An 18,209-nucleotide genomic window follows, 5' to 3' on the forward strand; every position below is an offset into this window, starting at 1 on the left:
TCACACCGTCGCAGGGCAAAATCGGCGAAATGCGACAGGCATGCACCTGATATGCGAAGGGAAGGCGACGGGCTTGCGCCACTTGGGCCACGGGCACGCGCCTGCAATGCGCCACTTGGGTCACAGGGGCGCGACGGGAACGCGACAGCTTTGCGCCCGGATCGCGACCGGCAGGGTGTGGAAATCAGCGCGTGGCGGATGGCGTTCATCCACAAGGATAGATCAGAAGAAATCCTATATTGGAAGGATGTTGGAGGGCTGTTGAGCGTCAAAGCGGCGATCTTCTCCCTTGGAGGCAAAAAGGATGCGAAGCCTTGTCGCGCAGCCGCTAGGCGCAGTTGGATGAGGGGGACTTGCGCGAGCCTGGTGTCTAATTGCGAGGTTGCCTCCCCTCACCCTTGAGCGACCAGAATCGGACTTATCGCGGTCCTTCCCATTTGCCCCATAGCCGTCACCCCAGCGAAGGCTGGGGTCTCAGGCGGCAGTAGGAGGAGGCCAGCCGTCTTGCGCTATCCATTTACGCAGCGTGTGCCTGCCCGAGATCCCAGCCTTCGCTGGGATGACGCTATTCGGGGCGTTACACTAAAAAACCCGACCGTCCCCTAACCACCCAAAACAGCCATCCCCTTAATGAAAATCCCGTGACTTGGGCAATATCCGCATGTCGCGGGGATGCCTGTGCGGGGATGGCCGGGCGGGTGCCCTGCTCCCTTGCCCCTCGTTCAGTCGCGCCATCGCTTCGGTCGCGTCGGTCACCCGGTCGACCATCAAATGGACGACATTTTCCTTGCTGCGCTGGACTTCGCCGTCGATCAGCATCAGGCGCGATGCCATGACCGCGCGGCGTTGCCTTTCCATGTCGCGGGTCCAGAGCAGGGCGTTGACGATGCCGCTTTCATCCTCGATCGTGATGAAGACCGCATTGCCCTTGCCCGGCCGCTGGCGGATCAGCACCACGCCCGCCACCCGGACCTTCGTGCCGTCCCTTGCCGCATTGACGCCGGCGCAGTCGATCGCGCCCTGGGACGCGAAATGGCTGCGCAGAAATTGCATCGGATGGCCCTTCAGCGACAGGCGGTGGGTGGCGTAATCGACCGCCACTTCTTCCGACAGGGGCATGGGCGGGAGCGCGGCGTCGGCTTCCCGGCCAAGTTCCGGCAAATCCTGCGCCGCGAACAGCGGCAGTTGGGCGGAGGGTATGCGGCGCGCTTCCCAGCCGGCTTCGCGCCGGCTCTGGCCGATGGAACGGAGCGCGTCGGCATCGGCCAGCAGATGCAGCGCGCGGGATGGCAGGCCGACGCGGCGGGCCAGATCCTCCATGTCGCGGATCGGCGCATCGGCCCGCGCCGCCATCAGCGCCAGCGCCCACTCCTGCCGAAAGCCATCCATCCGGTCGAGGCCGAGTCGCAAGATCCGCTCACCCTCCAGGCTGCTGTTCCATTCGCTGGCCTGCACGTCGATCGGCCGCACCTCCACGCCATGTTGCTGCGCGTCGCGGACCAGTTGCGCGGGGGCGTAGAAGCCCATGGGCTGGCTGTTGAGCAGGGCGCAGGTGAAGACGGCGGGGTAATGGCATTTCAGCCAGGAGGAAACATAAGCGAGCCAGCCGAACGCCTGCGCATGGCTTTCGGGGAAGCCATATTCGCCGAAACCTTCAATCTGTTTGAAGCAACGTTCGGCAAAGTCCCGTTCATAGCCGCGGCTTACCATGCCTTCGATCAGGTCGGTCTGATATTTGCTGACTTCGCCCGTCCGCCGGAACGTCGCCATTGCCCGGCGCAACCCGTCGGCCTGCGCGTTCGAAAAACCGCCTGCCACGATCGCCAGCTTCATCGCCTGTTCCTGAAACAGGGGAACGCCCAATGTCTTGCCCAACACCTCCTGCAATTCGCCGGGATTGTCGGGCGGGCCGGGCAGTTCGGCCTTTTCTTCGCCGCTGCGCCGCCGCAGATAGGGGTGGACCATGCCGCCCTGGATCGGGCCGGGGCGCACGATCGCGACCTGGATGACGAGATCGTAAAGCACTTTGGGCTTCATGCGGGGCAGCATGGCGATCTGGGCGCGGCTTTCGACCTGGAAGGTGCCGATGCTGTCGCCCTTTTGCAGCATCCTGTAGGTGGCTTCATCCTCCAGCGGAACGCGGTCCAGCGCCAGGTCGCCCAGGCCGTGCAAGCGCATCAGGTCGAAGCTCTTGCGGATGGCGGTCAACATGCCGAGCGCCAGCACATCGACCTTCATCAGCTTGAGCGTGTCGAGATCATCCTTGTCCCATTCGATGAAGGTGCGGTCGGGCATGGCGGCATTGTGGATCGGCACCAGTTCGTCGAGCCGCCCATGGCTCAGCACGAAGCCACCGACATGCTGCGAGAGATGGCGCGGATATTCCAGCAGCCGGCTCGCCATGTCGCGCAGGCGGGCCAGTTCGGGATTGGCAGGGTCGAAGCCGGCGTCGCTGACGCGGCTTTCGGGCACATCCTCCCCGCTATGGCTGCCCCAGATGGTGCCGGACAGGCGCGCCGTCACATCCTCGGTCAGGCCCAGCGCCTTGCCGACTTCGCGCAGCGCGCTGCGGGAGCGATAGCGGATGACGGTCGCGGCGATGCCCGCCCGCTCCCGGCCGTAGCGGCGGTAGATATATTGCATCACCTCCTCGCGCCGTTCATGTTCGAAATCGACGTCGATATCGGGCGGCTCATGCCGGTTTTCGGACAGGAAGCGGGAGAAGAGCAGTTTTTCGCGCACCGGGTCGATGGGCGTGATGCCCAGAAGGTAGCAAACCAGCGAATTGGCGGCGGACCCGCGCCCCTGACAGAGGATCGGTGGGTCGAGGCCGCGCGCATAAGCGACGATGTCGTGGACGGTCAGGAAATAATAAGCATAATTCTTGGCGCGGATCAGGTCGAACTCTTCCTCTAGCGTCTCCCGATATCGGGGCGGCAATCCGGCGGGAAAGCGCGCCTGCGCCTCTTCCATGACCAGATGCTCCAGCCAGTCCTGCGGCGCCCAGCCTTCGGGCACCGGTTCATGGGGATATTCATAGACGAGCTGGTCGAGCGTGAAGGCGATGCAGGCGAGCAGATCCTGCGTCGCGGCGATCGCCTGCGGGCAGGCGGTGAAGAGCCGCGCCATTTCGGCGGGGTGTTTCAGATGGCGTTCGGCATTGGGGGCGAGGCGTTTGCCGGCGGTCTGGATGGTCAGCCCTTCGCGGATGCAGGTGAGGATATCCTGCATCGGGCGGTCGTCGGCTTCTGCATACAGGGCATCGTTGGTGGCGATCAGCGGGACGCCGCTTTGCGCGGCCAGCGCCTTGCGCCGGGCCAGCATCCGCGCGTCGCGCCCGGCCCGGCCCATGGTCGCGGCCAGCCAGAGATGGGGCGTCACCGCGCGCAATCGCGCCAGCAGCGCGGCGTCGCCATCCATCGCGATCAGCGCCATGTCCTGCGCATGGTCGATCAGGTCGGGAAGGGTGAGGGTGCAGTCGCCCTTCGTCGTGGCGCGATTGCCCATGGTCAGCAGGCGGGTCAGCCGGCCCCAGCCGAACCGGGTGCGGGGATAGGCGACGATATCGGGCGTGCCATCGGCAAACACCAGCCGCGCGCCGACGATCAGGCGCATGCCACCGGCCAGCGCGCCCAGATCCTTCAGCGCCTGATGCGCGCGCACGACGCCGGCCACCGTATTGCGATCGGCGATGCCGATGGCGGTCATGCCCAGATGCGCCGCCTGGACCACCATGTCGCGGGGATGGGATGCGCCGCGCAGGAAGCTGAAATTGGTGGCGGCGACGATTTCGGCAAAGGGCGGCGCGCTCATGCGAACAGGCCGTGCAGATACCAGCCTATGTCGGATTCCTCGCCGAACAGGCCGTGGCGGAACATCCAGTAGCGGCGGCCATCCTTGTCCTCGATCCGGTAATAGTCGCGGGTGCGCCCTGCCCCGCCCGGCTGATGCCCGTCGCGCCGGCGCCACCATTCGGCCGCGATCCGCTCCGGCCCTTCGGCCAGGCGTACTTCATGCAATTGATCGCGCCAGCGGAAGCGCTGGGGCGGGCCGTCGGGCACGCCGGCGATCACCGCCACCGGCTGCGGCGGGTCGAACAGCAATAGCGGCCGGGGTGCATGATCCGGCGTTGCAGGCCATGGATGCGCCTTGGCCTGTGCCGCGGGCACGAAGGCCTGCGCGCTTTCGGGGATATGGCGGTCGCGGGGCTGAAGACGGCGGACCTTGTCCGGGCCAAGGCGGATGCCGAGCCGGTCGATCAGGGCGACGATGCTCTCCTCGCCTGCCCTGGCCTCTTCGCCCTCCATGGCCTGTTGCCGCTCGACCAGCGGCTCGACGCGCGGGACTGCGAGCAGCACCGCGTCGAAGCCGAAACCGGGGTCGAGCGGGTCGGCCATGGTATCGATCCGCTCGCGCAGCAGGCGCAGCACGGCGGCGGGATCGCGCACCGGCTGGCCCGTTTCTATGCCAAGCCCCTGCCGCGCGCCGTCGCTGCGCAGCAGGCGGATGACGAAGCGCCGCCCGCCCAGCTTGCGCGCCTCCATCTGCCGCGCCGCCTGTCCCAGCAGATCCTCGATCACGTCCATCACATCCTCGGTCCGGGCGATGGGTTCGGGGAAGCGGGCTTCGGCACGGATGGGGGCGGATGGGCGGCGCGGCGCGATCGGGCTGGGCGCGTCGCCCAATATCTGGCGCAGGCGGGTGACGGCCTGTTCGCCGAAACGCGCGGCGATCATGCCCATGGGCCGGCGGGCAAGGTCGCCGATGCTGCGCAGCCCCGCCCGGCGCAAGGCGGCCAGAGCGCTATCGTCCAGATCGAGCGCCATGACCGGCAGGGCGTGGATATCGCCGTCCGCGCGGCCATGACGCGCCAGTGCGCGCGCGGCCATGGCGTTGGCGCCGAAGCCTGGGCGGCTGGCATAGCCGGCAAGTCGCCGCGCCTGTCGCGCCAGCGCCTGCGCCCCGCCGAACAAATGGGTGCAGCCGCTGATATCCAGGATCAGGCCATCGGGGGCATCGAGCGCCACCATCGGGGTGAAATGGCGCATCGCCTCCAGCAAGCGGTCCAGTTCGCGCGCGTCGGCGGGGGGATCGGCCGGATGCGTGACCAGCGTGGGGCAGCGCGCCCGCGCATCGGCCAGCGTCATGCCAGCCGCCAGCCCCTGCCGACAGGCGATCCTGTCCACCGAGGCCAGCCGCAGCGTATTGCCGACCCGCGCCACAAGAGCGAAGGGCGCCGGTTCCGCGTCAGGCGACCTGTCGCTGGCCGGGGCCATCATCGCCTGCATCCGTTCGCAGGCGAGAAAAGGGAACCACAGCGCCAGGCACAGGCGCGTCCCCGCTCCCCTCTCCTGCGTCCCCGTCCCTGAAACATCCATGTTCCGCATCCCATGACAGAAGCCAGCGCCCGCCCGCAGGCCCGCTTCGGCAGCGGAGCAATTCGGCCTCGACCGCCGGCAGGCCGGGGGCATCGGCCTCCAGCGGGGTCGAGGGCGCGCTGCGGATCGACCAGCGGGTCTGCGCCCCGCTCGATCGCTGTTCCGCATCGCCGCGCAGCAGCAGGATGGTGGCGCCGGAGCTTTCCGCCGCCAGCACCAACCGGCGGCTGGCGGTCAGGTCGTAATCGGCAAAACGCCCCTCGCTTTCCATCAGCACCATGGCGACGCCCGGACAGCGCGCCGCCTCCAGCCCGGCGCGCAGCATCTCCACCTCGCTGCCCGCCTCCACGATGGTCAGGCGATCGGGGGCAATCCCCAGCAGCGCCAGCCCGTCGCCCGAAAAAAGCGTCGGCAAGCGCTGCCGCCGCGCCGCGCGCAAGGCGAAGATCGCCCCTGCCTTCGCACCCATGCCCTGAGACATGCCTTGGGACACACCCTTCGACAGGGCGAAGGCCAGTGCCGCCGCCCGGTCCGGCGTGGCACAGTGGATTTCATGCAGATGCCCCTGTTCAAGCGTCGGGAAGGACGCTTGCGTCGCTGGCGCCTGTCGTCCTGACGGACCTGTGCCATGAATGGGAACCCTGCCTGCCATATCTCGAATCGCTCACTATGTTCACTTTATGTTCCATAGTTCGCCCCGCGTCCAGCACCGAAATCGGCACATCGGATGGTGGAGTGTCACGGGTTTGCGATGACAAGGGTCTGGCGATCGGACAGGAAAGTGCCGATGTTCCATGGCACCTTCCTGTTCATGTGCCTGTTGCTCGCGTCGTTGACGACCGCAACGGCGATCCATGCGCGCGAACAGGCTGGGGCGTTCGACATCGAATGTTCCGGCTATGTGCATAGCGATACGGATGAGGATCGCGCGCCGAGCGACGGCGATCAGGCCGTGACCCATCATCATGGCAGCTGCCATGGCGCCGCCGCTTTCCTAAACAGCCCCGCCCGACCTCAGGACCGGTCCGCGCTGGGCGGTTGCGGCCGGTGGGATGACCGCGCTGGTCGCCAGCCTGGGCTTCGTGCCGATGGCGATCGGCAGCGGGGCCGGCGCGGAGGTGCAAAAGCCGCTGGCTGCGGTCGTCATCGGCGGGCTGCTGTCGGCGACGCTGCTGACATTGTTCGTGCTGCCCACCATCTATGCCCGTCACGGTGCGCAGCGGCGCAAGCGAGACAGCGAGTTGGACAGCCCTTTGGCAGTATCGATGCAACCATGAGCAAAACTCGATTGCCTTAACGATCTACCATATTAGTAGATAAATAACCACCGGGGGAAGGACTGCTCCCCCGGCGGACCCGTTTCCGGCCAGCCGACCCGGCCGACCATTACGCCGCAGGCGATCGTGGAGAGCGGGCAGCTGGGGCACTGCCCCCGTTCCACCTCAAATCCTACTGTCGATCTGACGGAGAATGTCCGATGCCTCTGGCCGATCCAGCCAGTCGGGGCTGACATGGAGCCATCGGACGATCCGGCCCGGCCCGACCAGCAGCACCGATGGCTGCGGCAATTCCCAGCTATCGGTGCCGGTCAATTCGCCGATCCAGCCGGCGGGCGGCGGCGACGGGCGATCGTCGGGGCGGAAGGCGACGTTGAGCAGCCGCGCCAGCCCATTGTCCGCATCGGTCGCGACCGGGAAAGGCAGGCCGTAGCGCTGTTTGATGTCGCGCAGGCGATCGGGGATTTGCGGGCTGAGCGCAACCAGCGGAATGTTGCGATCAGCCAAGGCCGGCGCCAGCGCCTCCGCATAATAGGGCAAGGCGATGGTGTCGGCCCCGCAGGTGGCGAAGCGGAAGAGCAGCAGCAGCGCCGGCCCGTCGGCGGTCAGCGCGTCCAGCGTCACCATGCCGCCATCGACTTGGGTGAAGGTCAGGGGCGGCAGGCGGTCGCCCGGCTGGGCCACATCGGCCGGGTCGAACCGATCGACCAGCTGGCGGCGCGCCGCAACATTGGCCTCGATCTGCGCCGGGGTCCAGCTACGCGCACGCTCGGCCTGAAGCGCGGCGAAGCGATCCTTGAGCGATATAGTAAGAAGAGTGGCCATCATGATCTCCTGCAATTGAGGTCATGATGGCAAGCGACGCCCCTCGCCACCAATGAGAGTTGGCGGATGAGGGTCGAAGATTTGTCATAGTTTCAGGGGATTGCTCAGGCGGCGTCGCGGCGGTTCCTGCCGCGTTGATGCCGGCTGGGCAGGATCGGCAGGCCCAGATTGCCGCGCAGCGTGTCCGCTTCATACTCGGTGCGGAACAGGCCGCGTTCCTGAAGGATCGGCACGACTTCCGCCACGAAACGCCTGAATTGCGCGGGATGGCCAAGATGGACGTTGAGGCCGTCGAGCGCGCGCCCTTCGAACCAGCGCTGGATCTCGTCCGCGACCGTCTGCGCCGATCCCACGAAGGGACTGCCGCGCCCGACCCGTGCCCGTTCCACCACCTGACGCAGGGTCAGGCCCTGTTCGACGGCCTGATCGGTTATCGCCTTCGCGTGGGTATAGAAGCTGTTCCTTGCCGCTTCCAGCGCCTGCACCGGAAAGGGCGCGTCGGGATCATATTGGCGGAAATCATGCCAGCCAAAGGGGCGGCCGAATTCGGCCAGCGCCTGATCGAAGCTCTGGTCCAGTTCGCGATAGCGGCGCTGGAGATCCTGCGCGTCCGCATCCGTGTCGCCGACATAGACGGAAAAGCCGGGCAGGATCACGATCTCGTCCGGATTGCGCCCCTGGCGCAGGGCGCGGCCCTTGAGGTCGGCGTAGAAGGCCTGCCCCTGCTCGATCGTCGCGGCATGGGTGAAGATGGCGTCGGCGATGGTGGCGCCCAGATCGCGGCCCTGATCGCTGTCGCCCGCCTGGAAGATGACCGGCTCGCCCTGCGGCGAACGCTGGAGATTGAGCGGGCCGACGACCTGGAAGAATTCGCCCTGATGATCCAGCCGGTGCAGCTTGTCGGCGTCGAGGAACTGGCCGGTCGCGCGATCGCGGACCAGCGCGCCCTCTTCCCAGCTCGACCAGAGGCCCCGCGCCACATCGAGAAATTCGACCGCGCGGCGATAGCGGGTGTCATAGTCGAAATGCTCCGGCTGGCTGAAATTGCCTGCCGTGCCGGCGTCTCCGCTGGTGACGACGTTCCAGCCCGCACGCCCCTTGCTGATGAGGTCGAGCGAGGCGAAGCGCCGGGCCAGGTTGAACGGATCGTTATAGGAGGTGGTGAGCGTGGCGACCAGACCGATATGCCTGGTCGCCACGGCCAGTGCCGACAGGAGGGTGAGCGGTTCCAGCCGGTTGAGATAATGGGGTGGCGAATGGGCAGTGATGAACTGGCTGTCGACGATGAAGACGAGGTCGAACTTCGCCGCCTCCGCCTGGCGCACGACATCGATATACCAGTCGATATTGACGCTGGCATCGACCGGAATGTCCGTGTCCAGCCAGCGATTGCTGTCGCCCGGACCGCCGACGCCGGTGGGGACGAGGCCGAGTTTGAGTTGGCGCCTGGTCATGACTATCCTTCAAGCATCGAAGCCGGGGGAGTGGCGGCCGGCCTTGCGCAGGGCCGCTTCCCAGACGAGGTCATAATGGGACTTCGCGCCCTCGACCGGCTGGCGGTCCCGGCTGATTTGGCGGCGTACCTCCTCCTGCGCCTCTTCCGGGGCGATCAGCACGCGGTCGCGGCCGATGGACAGGGTGCGGACCTGCGCCTTGCAGGCCTCCTCCAGATGATAGATGCCGCTGAACGCCTCACCGGGCGATGCGCCGAGCGCCAGCGTGCCATGGTTGCGCAGCAGCATGACCTTCGTATCGCCAAGGTCGGCGACGATGCGTTCGCGCTCGTCCAGGTTGAGCGCCACGCCTTCATAGTCATGATAGGAAATGCGCGGGATCAGCGCCAGCGCGCGCTGGTTCAATGGCAGCAGCCCTTCGGCATGGGCGGAGACGGCCATGCCGTCGGCGCTGTGGAAATGGGCGATGAAATGGGCGTCGTCGCGCGCGGCATGGATCGCCGAATGGATCACATAGCCGGCATAGTTGATGCCATAGTCGCTCTGCCCGATGACATTGCCGTCCAGATCGACCTTCACCAGGCTGGACGCGGTGATTTCATCGAACATCAGGCCGAACGGGTTGATGAGGAAATGATGGTCCGGCCCCGGCACGCGCGCCGAAATATGGGTGTAGAGAAAATCGTCCCAGCCATAGAGGGCGGACAGGCGATAGAAGGCGGCGAGATCCACGCGAACCTTCCATTCCGCTTCGCTGATGCCGGATGCACGGAAACGATCGTCTTTCAGGACTGTAGCCATGGTCATGCTCCTTTGCGGGCAAATCTAGGCAGGCGACGGGCCGCCGCCCAATGAGAATGTCTGATGGATGGGCAAGCGCCGCTCATGCCGGGAACACGCCGGCATCGACGATCTTTGCGACATCGACATGGACGGGCAGTTCGCCATCGGCATGGAAGCGATCGACAACGCGCTGGAGCGGCTTGATGACGGCCGCGTCGGGGGCGATCAGCGCGGGGTTCTGGCGATCCACGATCAGCTTTGCCAGCTTCGGGTCCACGCCGGTCGCCCTGGCGAAGACGCCCGCATACATATCGGGATGCGCCTGCGCCCATAGGCTGGCGGTGCGGAAACGGGCCAGCGCATCCTTGATCGCCGCCCGCCTGGCCGGATCGTCCAGCGCCGCCTGCGACGCGGCGATCAGGGTGAGGCCGGTGTTGATCCCCTGCCCGTCGCGCAGCACCCGCGCGCCCCGATCCTCCGCCGCGATCTGATAGGTGCCAAAGGTCGCCCAGGCCTCGATCCGCCCGGCGGCGAAGGCGGCGGCGGCGTCATTGGGCAGCATGAAGCCGATATCGACCGCCTTGCGATCGACCTTCGCCTCCTTGAGCGCTTCGAGCAGGAGATAGTGGGAGATGCTGCCGCGCGCGCTCGACACGATCACGCGATGGCCCGCGAGGCCCGCCACGTTGCGGATCGGCGAACCGGGCGGCACGATGATGGCGATGTCGCGCGTGGAGGAGAGCGATCCGGCGATCACCTTGAGCGGCGCGCCCGCCGCCGCCGCCAGAACGACCGGCAGGTCGCCCGCCGGCGCGGTATCGACCGCCCCTGCGTTCAGCGCCTCCAGCAAGGGGGCGGCGCCGACGAAATTGGCCCATTCCACATCATAGGCCAGATTGTCGAACGCGCCCGCCGCCTCCGCCTTCGACTGGAGAAGGTGGACCTGATCGCCCAGGACCAGCTTGGTCCGCTCCCCCTTCCCGGCCCCGCCGCACGCGGCAAGGCCAAGCGTGGCGACGCCGGCAACGCCAAAATCCTTCAGGAAAGTGCGTCGATCAGAAAGCAAGAGCGATCCGCCCATAATAATATCCGCCTGCGGGATTGAAGGGGGACGGGCCATAATAGCCCTGCCCCGTCTGGGGATTGCCCGGCCCGTTGGTTTCGGGTCGGACGTCGAACAGGTTGGTGGCGCCGACCGAGAGGGTGGCGAAGTCCGTCACCTTCGCGCTGATGCTGGCGTCGGTGATGATCTTCGCACCGAAATAGCGATCGTCGCCGGCGGCGGTGCGCTGCGTATATTTGCCATAACGGGTGTTGGTCAGGCTGAATCCGAAAATGCCCCTGCTCCAGTTGAGCGTACTGACCAGCTTGGTGCGCGGCTGGAGCACTTCCAGTTCGCCGATCTTGTCGCCGCCGAAGAAGACGGAGCCAGCGCCCAGTAGCGATGTGCCATCGGCCGCGAACAACTGCGCCGGCGTGGCGACGATGTCCGTCACCCTGGTCTTGCTGTAGTTGAAGGCGAAGGTCAGGCCGAGCTTGCCGAAATCGCCAAGGCCGGTCGCATAATCGGCGACGAGGTCGAAGCCCTTCGTTTCGGTATCGGCGGCGTTGATGAAATATTCCGCCTGCTCGATATCGGACAGGCCGTTGGCGGCCAGGATGGCGGAAATGCCGGTGCCGAACAGGCGGCCGGTGCGTTCGATACGATCCTTGATCTTGATATAATAGCCGTCCAGCGTGATCGAGAGCGTCGGCAGGGGCGTGAACACGATGCCCAGGCCGGCATTCCAGGTCTTTTCCGCCTTGAGCGGCTTGGCACCCAGCAACTGGCCGACATTGCTGTCCGCCGTCACCAGCTTGGCGACGGTCGGGCGCAGTTCGGTCTGGCCGGTGTCGGCGTTGAAGAAGGAGGAGGTGCGCCCGTCCGTCTGGGCATAGCCGATCTGCGTGAGCGACGGCGCGCGAAAGCCGGTGCCCACGGTGCCGCGAATGGCGAAGGCCGGGCTGACTTCGTAACGGCTGTTGAGCTTCAGGCCGATCGGACTGCCGGACCCGTCGCTATAATGTTCGGCCCGCACGGCTGCGCCGATATACCAGGCATCGGTCGGATAGAGGCCAAGGTCGATATAGCCGGCATAGACTTTACGGCTGATGTCCGCCTCGTCGGCCGGCGACAGGACGATCGCGCCCTGCACCACCGGGGAGGCGACCCGGCCGACATTCCAGTCATATTGCTGGTCGCCCGGCTGGTAGGTGTAGGTCGCCGGCTCATAGGCCAGCGGATCGCCGGCAAAGGTGCGGAAGCGATCAAGCCGATATTCGCCGCCGATCGACACTTGCAGCGGCTTGGCGAAGCCGATGTCATATTCGCGATGCAGGTCGATATTGTGCGTCCACTGGCGGAACTCGAAATTGGCGAGATTGGGCCAGGTGGTCGGGCTGTCCGGACCCAGCGAGGGGCGAATGGAAAGCTTGGAATATTGCCGGCTGGCATTGCGGCCGAAGGAAGAGGAAATATCATAGTCCCAACCGATCAGCGTGCCTTTGAGGCCGCCGACGAACTGGAAATCCGTCTCGTCGATATTGTTGAGCGGATAATAGCCGTCCGGGAAGAGCGCGGTGAAATTGGCGGTGCTGTTGGGGCGGCGGAAATTATTGCCGATCTGGGCGTCGCGCTCGCCATAGGTGCCGAAACTGTAGAGGGTGGCACTGTCCGTCACTGGCAGCTGGGCGTTATAGCCCAGGTTGAACGCCTTGATCTGCGGGTCGCCATTATGGGCGCCGTCGCGGTTCCAGGCGGCGTTGCGGGCGTTGGCGTCGGCGATGTTCGCCTCCACCTGCGCGCGCGTGAGGCCGCTGGAGGCCACCACCTGATCGATGGTGCGACCGGCGGGCAGGCCATAGAGATTGGTGTCGGTCGCGGCCAGATTCCACCAGGCGCCGCCGCGCTTGCGAATGTCGCCGCTGAGCGTCAGAAAGCCGCCATCGTCGCCGATCTTCGTGCCGTATCGGACCGTGCCCTTCCAGCTGTCGGGCTTGCCATTGGCGGAATAGAGCGTCCCGTAGGTGAAGTCGCCGCTCAGCCCTTCCTTCTCGGCCAGCTGGATGTTGATGACGCCGGCGATCGCATCGGTGCCATATTGGGCGGCGGCGCTGTCCTTGAGCACTTCGATCCGGTCGATGCCGCTGGTCGGGATCATATCGACATCGACCGGATTGGCGCCCGATGTGTCGGTGGTCGAATTGTTGAGGAAGGCGCCGTTGTGCCGGCGCTTCCCGTTGACCAGCACCAGCGTATAGGCCGGCGCCAGGCCGCGATTGGTGACGGGCCGGCCGACCGAAAAGACCCCGGCATGGGTCGATCCGAAATTGAGCGAGGGCAGAAGTTTCGACAGCGCTTCGCCGAATTCGGCCGCGCCGGTCGCTTGTAGCTTGTCCGCGCCGACGACGTCGATCGGCGCCGGGCTTTGGGCGATGGTGCGCGGTGCGCCGCGAACGCCGGTGACGATGATCGTCCCGGCATCGGCAGCCGCTTCGTCGGGGCCGCTGACAGCCTGAGCAAACGCCGGCGAGACAGCGAGTGCGATAGCGGAAAGCGCCGAGGTTGCGAGATAATATGCGCTATTCTTCATGGATATTCCCCCAGATCAGACTTGGGGACCTCTCTATTTTCTACAATTTTGATTGAGAAATGAGTTCGTGGCTGGCCACATGATTTTCCTTAAACTTTAGATTATCTTGGCGCGCGCCAAGCCGCCGTTTCAATGCGACCGGGCGAAACTGGTATCGAAGGCCTGCGCAACGTCGCGTTTGCCCTCGGTCAGGCCCGCTTTGCGGAAGCGGGCGGTGATATCCTGCTCATGCGCGATGATCTTTGCATCGATCGGTTGCGCCACGCGATTGTTGCGGTCGAAGCTGGCGCGGGCGATGTCGATCGGGAGGCCGGTTTCCTTCGCCAGCACCTGCGCGAAATCGTCGGGATGGGCGCGCGCCCAGGCGACGGCCTTCGCCTCCCGCTGAAGGAAGTCGGCGAGCAGCGCGCGTTTCGGATCGATACTATCGGCATAGGCGATGTCGATGTAGAGGGGCAGGCCATAATCCTTCGCATCGACGATGGCGCGCGCGCCTTCCTTGATCGCGACATTGGTATAGGGCGTCCAGATCGCCCAGGCGTCGATCGAACCGCTGTCGAAGGCGGCCTTGGCGTCACCGGGCGGCAGGAAGGTGACGCGCACCTTGTCGGCCGGAATATGGGCGCGCTCCAATGCCTGAAGCAGCAGATGATGGCCGATCGACCCGCGCGTGGTCGCCACCGACTTGCCGACCAGATCCTGCGCGCCTTTGAGCGGCGATCCGTTCTTGACCAGGATGGCGAGCGCTTCGCCGGCCTGCTGCGCGGGCGCCTGCACGCCGATCGCCTTGACCGGACTGCCGCTTTGATAGGCGAAGATGAAGGGCGCGTCGGCGGCCAGGCCCAGGTCCGCCGCGCCACCGCCGACCGCTTCCAGCAAAGGCTGGGCCGCCGGAAATTCCGACCATTCGACGCTATAGGGCGCGCCTTTCAGCACCCCCGACGCGATCATCATGGATTTGACCTGCCCCTTCTGGTTGGCGACCCGCAAGACCTTGCCGTCGCTGCCCTTAAAAGTCGCGGCGGCAAGGCCGAGGCCCGCCACCGCGATAAGGGACGCCGACAGGATGACGACGTTTTTCCTGAGCATGGATCAGCCCGCCAGTGCGAGGCCGGATGCCGCGCGATCGGCCACCTTGCGGCGCACGACCGGCAGCAATTCGCGGCCATAGAGGATGGAATCGCCCAGCGGATCGAAACCGCGGATCAGGAAATGGTCGATGCCGATGTCATAATAATCGAGCATGGCGTCCGCCACCTGATCGGGCGTGCCGACCAGGCCGGTGCTGTTGCCGGCCGCGCCGGTCAGGGCGGCGACGCCGGTCCACAGCCGCTTGTCCTGCCGATTGGCGCTGGCGGTGTCGAGCAGGCGGAGCGACCCGGCATTGGGCGGGCGATGGCCGGTGATCGGCAGGCCGGCGGCGATGCGGTTTTCGCGCACCTGCTCCTCGATCTCCGCCGCCCGCTTCCACGCGGCTTCCTCCGTATCGGCGATCACCGGGCGCAGCGAGAGCGAGAAGCCCGGATCGCGACCATAGCGCGCGGCCGATTTGCGCACGGCGCGTACCGTATCCTGCACCGCTTCCAATGTTTCGCCCCACAGCGCATAGACGTCGGCATGGCGACCGGCGACGTCGATCGCTTCCTGCGACGATCCCCCGAAGAAGACCGGCAGATTGTCGGGCTTGATCGCGCTGAAGGCCTGACGGATGTCGTAGAATTTGCCCTGATGGTCGAAGGGTTTGGACGCCGTCCATTCCTGCCGCAGGATGTTGAGATATTCGTCGGTGCGGCGGTAGCGTTCGGCCTTCACCGTCCGGGTGTCGCCGTCGCGCGCCATTTCTTCGTCAGCGCCGCCCGTGATGATGTGGACGGCCACGCGGCCGCCCGACAGCTGATCCAGCGTCGCCAGCTGGCGCGCGGCGACCGTCGGCTGGGTGAATCCGGGTCGATGGGCGACCAGAAAGCCCAGCTTCGTGGTCATGGCGGCGGCATGGGCCGCGACGATCTGGCTTTCCGGGCTGTTTGAGCCGAAGGGGATGAGGACGCGGTCGAAGCCGCCCTCTTCCTGCGCCTTGGCCGCTGCGTTCACATAGTCGGTGTCGAGCGCGCGGCTGCGCACCGCCGCCTGCGTTTCCGACCCGTTGTTGAAACCGATATAGCCGATGAACTTGACGCTCATGGTTACTCTCCCGATTTTTAGATGACGTAGAAGCCGTGGGTGCCGTCGCGCTCCAGCTGGGCGACGAGGCCATATTCCCAGTCGAGATAGGCCTGCATGGCGGCGGCCTTGTTGTCCGTGCCTTCATAGGGGCGCTTGTAGCGGCCCTCCGGCCCGCGCGGGGACGGCGCGCCATCGGGGCCGCTTTCCAGCGTCACGGCCGACCAGTCGATGTCGAGGATCGACACGTCCCAGCCCAGTTGCGCCAGCCAGGACGCGGTCATCGCCGCGCGCACGCCGGTCGGATCGGTCACGACGATCCGGGCGCCACGGACCGGGGCGTTGTGATCGGTTTCCTGCACCAGCTGGCCGCCTTGCGCATTGCGGAAGCCGGGCAGATGGCCGCTTTCATATTCGCGCGGCTGACGCACATCGTAGAGATAGAGGGTGCGGGCCGTGTCAGCCTTGAACGCCTCCAGCTCGGCCCAGCCGATCCGCTTGACGCCGGCGCGGTAGGCGACGTCGCGCGCATGGCCATCGGCTTCAGCGATGGCGGCATCGTCGATTTCCGGTGCCGCGCGGGTCTGGCCGGTTTCCAGCTGCTGCCCGGCCAGCGTCCAGCCGATCGTGCCGTTGCGCAGCGCGAACACCTTGTTGGGAACGCCGGCATTGACCAGCGACTGGGTGCCGATGATGGAGCGGGTGCGACCGGCGCAATTGACGATGATGGTGGTGTCGGGATCGGGCGCGATGATGCGGGCACGCAGCGCCAGTTCGGCGCCCGGCACGCTGGTCCCGGTCGGGATGCTCATCGTGTTATATTCGTCGTAGCGGCGTGCATCCAGTATCTTGATGTCCGCCTTTTCGTCGATCAGCGCCTGCACGTCTTCGGCGGCGAGCGAGGGCGTGTGGCGGCGATGTTCGACCAGTTCGCCAAACGCCTTGCTATAGCTGTTGACGTCCTCGAACAATTCATAGCCGGCGTCGCGCCATGCCGACAGGCCACCGTCCAGTTCGCGCACATCGGTATAGCCGAGCGCTTCCAGGCGGACGGCGGCTTTGTGCGCCAGCCCCTCCCCATTGTCATAGACGATGATCGGGGTCGCCAGGCGCGGGATGCGCCAGCGTGCTTCATCGTCGATCCGACGCAAGGGGATCTGCGCGGCGAAGAGCGGGTGGCCCTGCGCAAATTCATGTTCCTCGCGCACGTCGATGATGGCGATTTCGCTGCCCACCAGCAGGGCGTGGCGGATATCCTGCGGGGTGGCGGTCTGAATCTTGTCCAGTGTGTCGGTGCTCATGCGGTTTTCGATCTGTCCCAGAGGTTGGGGATCACGCGGTTGGCGTAACCCGAAATGAAGGTCTTGGGCGTGCCGTCGAGGGCATAGGTCGCGCGCTCGACCGCGCCGATATTGGCGCCATAGACATGGATGCTGATGGAGGGCCGGTCGGTCAGGCCATTGGTGACCCGGTGAATATCCCCGATGCGCGGGGAGACGGCATCCACCTCCCCTTCATGCAGCAGTTCCTCGCCCTCATCGACCAGCGCGCCGCTCGGCAGGCGGCGGAAACTCTCCACCTTTTCCACCCCGCGCAACATGCCGATCAGGCCCCAGACTTTATGGTCGTGGATGGGGGTGGACTGGCCCGGTCCCCAGACGAAGCTGACCACGCTGAACCGTTCCCGACTGTCGCAATGGAGCAGATATTGCTGGTAGCGGTCGGGATCGGGCCGGGCGAATTCCTCCGGCAGCCAGTCGTCGGTGGCGATCAGGCGGCTGAGCAAGGCGCGGCCGCTTTCCAGTATAGCCTGCTCGTCGCGGGTGGCGGCCAGCAAGTCGGCAAAGGCGGTGACGAAACCGCGCAGGCGGCCTGTATCGGGCGCCGTCACCGGGCGGTCGAGGGTGGCAAGCGCGCTCATTCGGCAGCGATCGCAATGGGCACGACCCCCTCGCCATGATCGGCGCCGCCCAGATGGGACAACAGCTTTTCCCGCAGGCGACCCGCGAAGCTGGCGCGTTCCCCGCGCGGGGCGGTGATGCGTTCCTCGGCGACGATGCGGCCCTTGTCCAGCACCAGCACCCGGTCGGCCAGCGCGATCGCTTCCTCGACATCATGGGTGACGATCAGCACGGCGGGCTTGTGCGCGCGCCAGAGCGAGAGGACGAGATCGTGCATGCGATAGCGGGTGAGCGCGTCGAGCGCGGCGAACGGCTCGTCCAGCAACAGCAATTTGGGTTCGCGCACCAGCGCGCGGGCCAGCGCCACGCGCTGGGCTTCGCCGCCCGACAGGGTCAGCGGCCAGGCGTCGAGGCGGTGGCCAAGGCCCACTTCCTTGAGCGCGGCTTCGGCGCGATCGCGTCCGTTATCGCCCTTGAGGCCCAGCGAGACATTCTTCCACACCGGCTTCCAGGGCAGCAGGCGCGCATCCTGAAACACGACGGCGCGGGAGTCGGGGACTTCCACATCCTGCCCGCGCACTTCGTCCAGGCCAGCCAGGGTGCGCAGCAGCGTCGTCTTGCCCGAACCGGATCGCCCCAGCAAAGCGATGAATTCGCCCGGCGCGATGTCGAGGTCGAGACCGTCGATGATGGTGTTGGCGCCGAAGCGCCGCGTAAAGCCGCGCAGGCGAACGACGGGTTCGGGATGGAGTTGGTGGGCTGCAAGCTCCACCGTGGAAAAACCGAGGCGAGCGTCCAT

The 18,209-nt window shown here is 66.0% G+C and carries 14 protein-coding genes and 1 pseudogene; 1 reads left to right on the forward strand and 14 read right to left on the reverse strand.

The genetic code is table 11. The annotated features are described in order from the left end of the window. Positions 1-627 precede the first annotated feature (627 nt). The 4 genes from AC07UX_RS06190 to AC07UX_RS06205 form a co-directional block, all read right to left on the reverse strand. Positions 628-3,813 (reverse strand): error-prone DNA polymerase, encoded by a 3,186-nt coding sequence (locus tag AC07UX_RS06190; protein WP_495191072.1) that lies wholly within the window; start codon positions 3,811-3,813, stop codon positions 628-630. Beyond that, positions 3,810-5,288, reverse strand: a complete 1,479-nt coding sequence (locus AC07UX_RS06195; protein WP_495191073.1) for a Y-family DNA polymerase — start codon at positions 5,286-5,288, stop codon at positions 3,810-3,812. The genes AC07UX_RS06190 and AC07UX_RS06195 overlap by 4 nt, the downstream gene beginning before the upstream one ends. After that, complete coding sequence (locus AC07UX_RS06200) at positions 5,248-6,030, reverse strand: ImuA family protein (protein WP_495191074.1); 783 nt, start codon at positions 6,028-6,030, stop codon at positions 5,248-5,250. Before AC07UX_RS06200 ends, AC07UX_RS06195 begins: the two co-directional genes overlap by 41 nt. 86 nt (positions 6,031-6,116) lie before the next feature. After that, complete coding sequence (locus AC07UX_RS06205) at positions 6,117-6,263, reverse strand: hypothetical protein (RefSeq protein ID WP_495191850.1); 147 nt, start codon at positions 6,261-6,263, stop codon at positions 6,117-6,119. Positions 6,264-6,413: 150 nt separating this feature from the next. Here AC07UX_RS06205 and AC07UX_RS06210 point away from each other — a divergent pair. Next, a pseudogene (locus AC07UX_RS06210) lies at positions 6,414-6,655 on the forward strand (efflux RND transporter permease subunit); the annotation flags it as partial. 165 nt (positions 6,656-6,820) lie between these two features. Here the strand turns inward: AC07UX_RS06210 and AC07UX_RS06215 are convergent. The 10 genes from AC07UX_RS06215 to AC07UX_RS06260 form a co-directional block, all read right to left on the reverse strand. Further along, positions 6,821-7,483 (reverse strand): peroxiredoxin-like family protein, encoded by a 663-nt coding sequence (locus AC07UX_RS06215; RefSeq protein WP_495191075.1) that lies wholly within the window; start codon positions 7,481-7,483, stop codon positions 6,821-6,823. 101 nt (positions 7,484-7,584) lie between these two features. Further along, the gene (locus AC07UX_RS06220) at positions 7,585-8,934 is read right to left on the reverse strand and encodes an LLM class flavin-dependent oxidoreductase (RefSeq protein ID WP_495191076.1); all 1,350 of its coding nucleotides are present in this window, start codon (positions 8,932-8,934) and stop codon (positions 7,585-7,587) included. A gap of 9 nt (positions 8,935-8,943) precedes the next feature. Then, positions 8,944-9,735, reverse strand: coding sequence for a class II aldolase/adducin family protein (locus AC07UX_RS06225; protein ID WP_495191077.1), 792 nt, complete (start codon positions 9,733-9,735; stop codon positions 8,944-8,946). Positions 9,736-9,817: 82 nt separating this feature from the next. Then, on the reverse strand, positions 9,818-10,798 hold the full coding sequence (locus AC07UX_RS06230; protein WP_495191078.1) for an ABC transporter substrate-binding protein: 981 nt from the start codon (positions 10,796-10,798) through the stop codon (positions 9,818-9,820). Then, positions 10,773-13,349, reverse strand: a complete 2,577-nt coding sequence (locus AC07UX_RS06235) for a TonB-dependent receptor plug domain-containing protein (RefSeq protein WP_495191079.1) — start codon at positions 13,347-13,349, stop codon at positions 10,773-10,775. Before AC07UX_RS06235 ends, AC07UX_RS06230 begins: the two co-directional genes overlap by 26 nt. A gap of 129 nt (positions 13,350-13,478) precedes the next feature. Next, the gene (locus AC07UX_RS06240; RefSeq protein ID WP_495191080.1) at positions 13,479-14,438 is read right to left on the reverse strand and encodes an ABC transporter substrate-binding protein; all 960 of its coding nucleotides are present in this window, start codon (positions 14,436-14,438) and stop codon (positions 13,479-13,481) included. A gap of 3 nt (positions 14,439-14,441) precedes the next feature. Further along, on the reverse strand, positions 14,442-15,530 hold the full coding sequence (locus AC07UX_RS06245; RefSeq protein WP_495191081.1) for an LLM class flavin-dependent oxidoreductase: 1,089 nt from the start codon (positions 15,528-15,530) through the stop codon (positions 14,442-14,444). 17 nt (positions 15,531-15,547) lie between these two features. Further along, the gene (locus AC07UX_RS06250) at positions 15,548-16,810 is read right to left on the reverse strand and encodes a rhodanese-like domain-containing protein (protein WP_495191082.1); all 1,263 of its coding nucleotides are present in this window, start codon (positions 16,808-16,810) and stop codon (positions 15,548-15,550) included. Beyond that, positions 16,807-17,430 carry a cysteine dioxygenase family protein gene (locus tag AC07UX_RS06255; RefSeq protein WP_495191083.1) on the reverse strand — a complete coding sequence of 208 codons (624 nt, stop codon included), beginning with the start codon at positions 17,428-17,430 and terminating at the stop codon, positions 16,807-16,809. Before AC07UX_RS06255 ends, AC07UX_RS06250 begins: the two co-directional genes overlap by 4 nt. Further along, entirely contained in the window at positions 17,427-18,209 is a 783-nt protein-coding gene (locus AC07UX_RS06260; protein ID WP_495191084.1) for an ABC transporter ATP-binding protein, read from the reverse strand. Before AC07UX_RS06260 ends, AC07UX_RS06255 begins: the two co-directional genes overlap by 4 nt.

It is taken from the genome of Sphingobium sp. GW821-FHT02B05 (assembly GCF_059421905.1).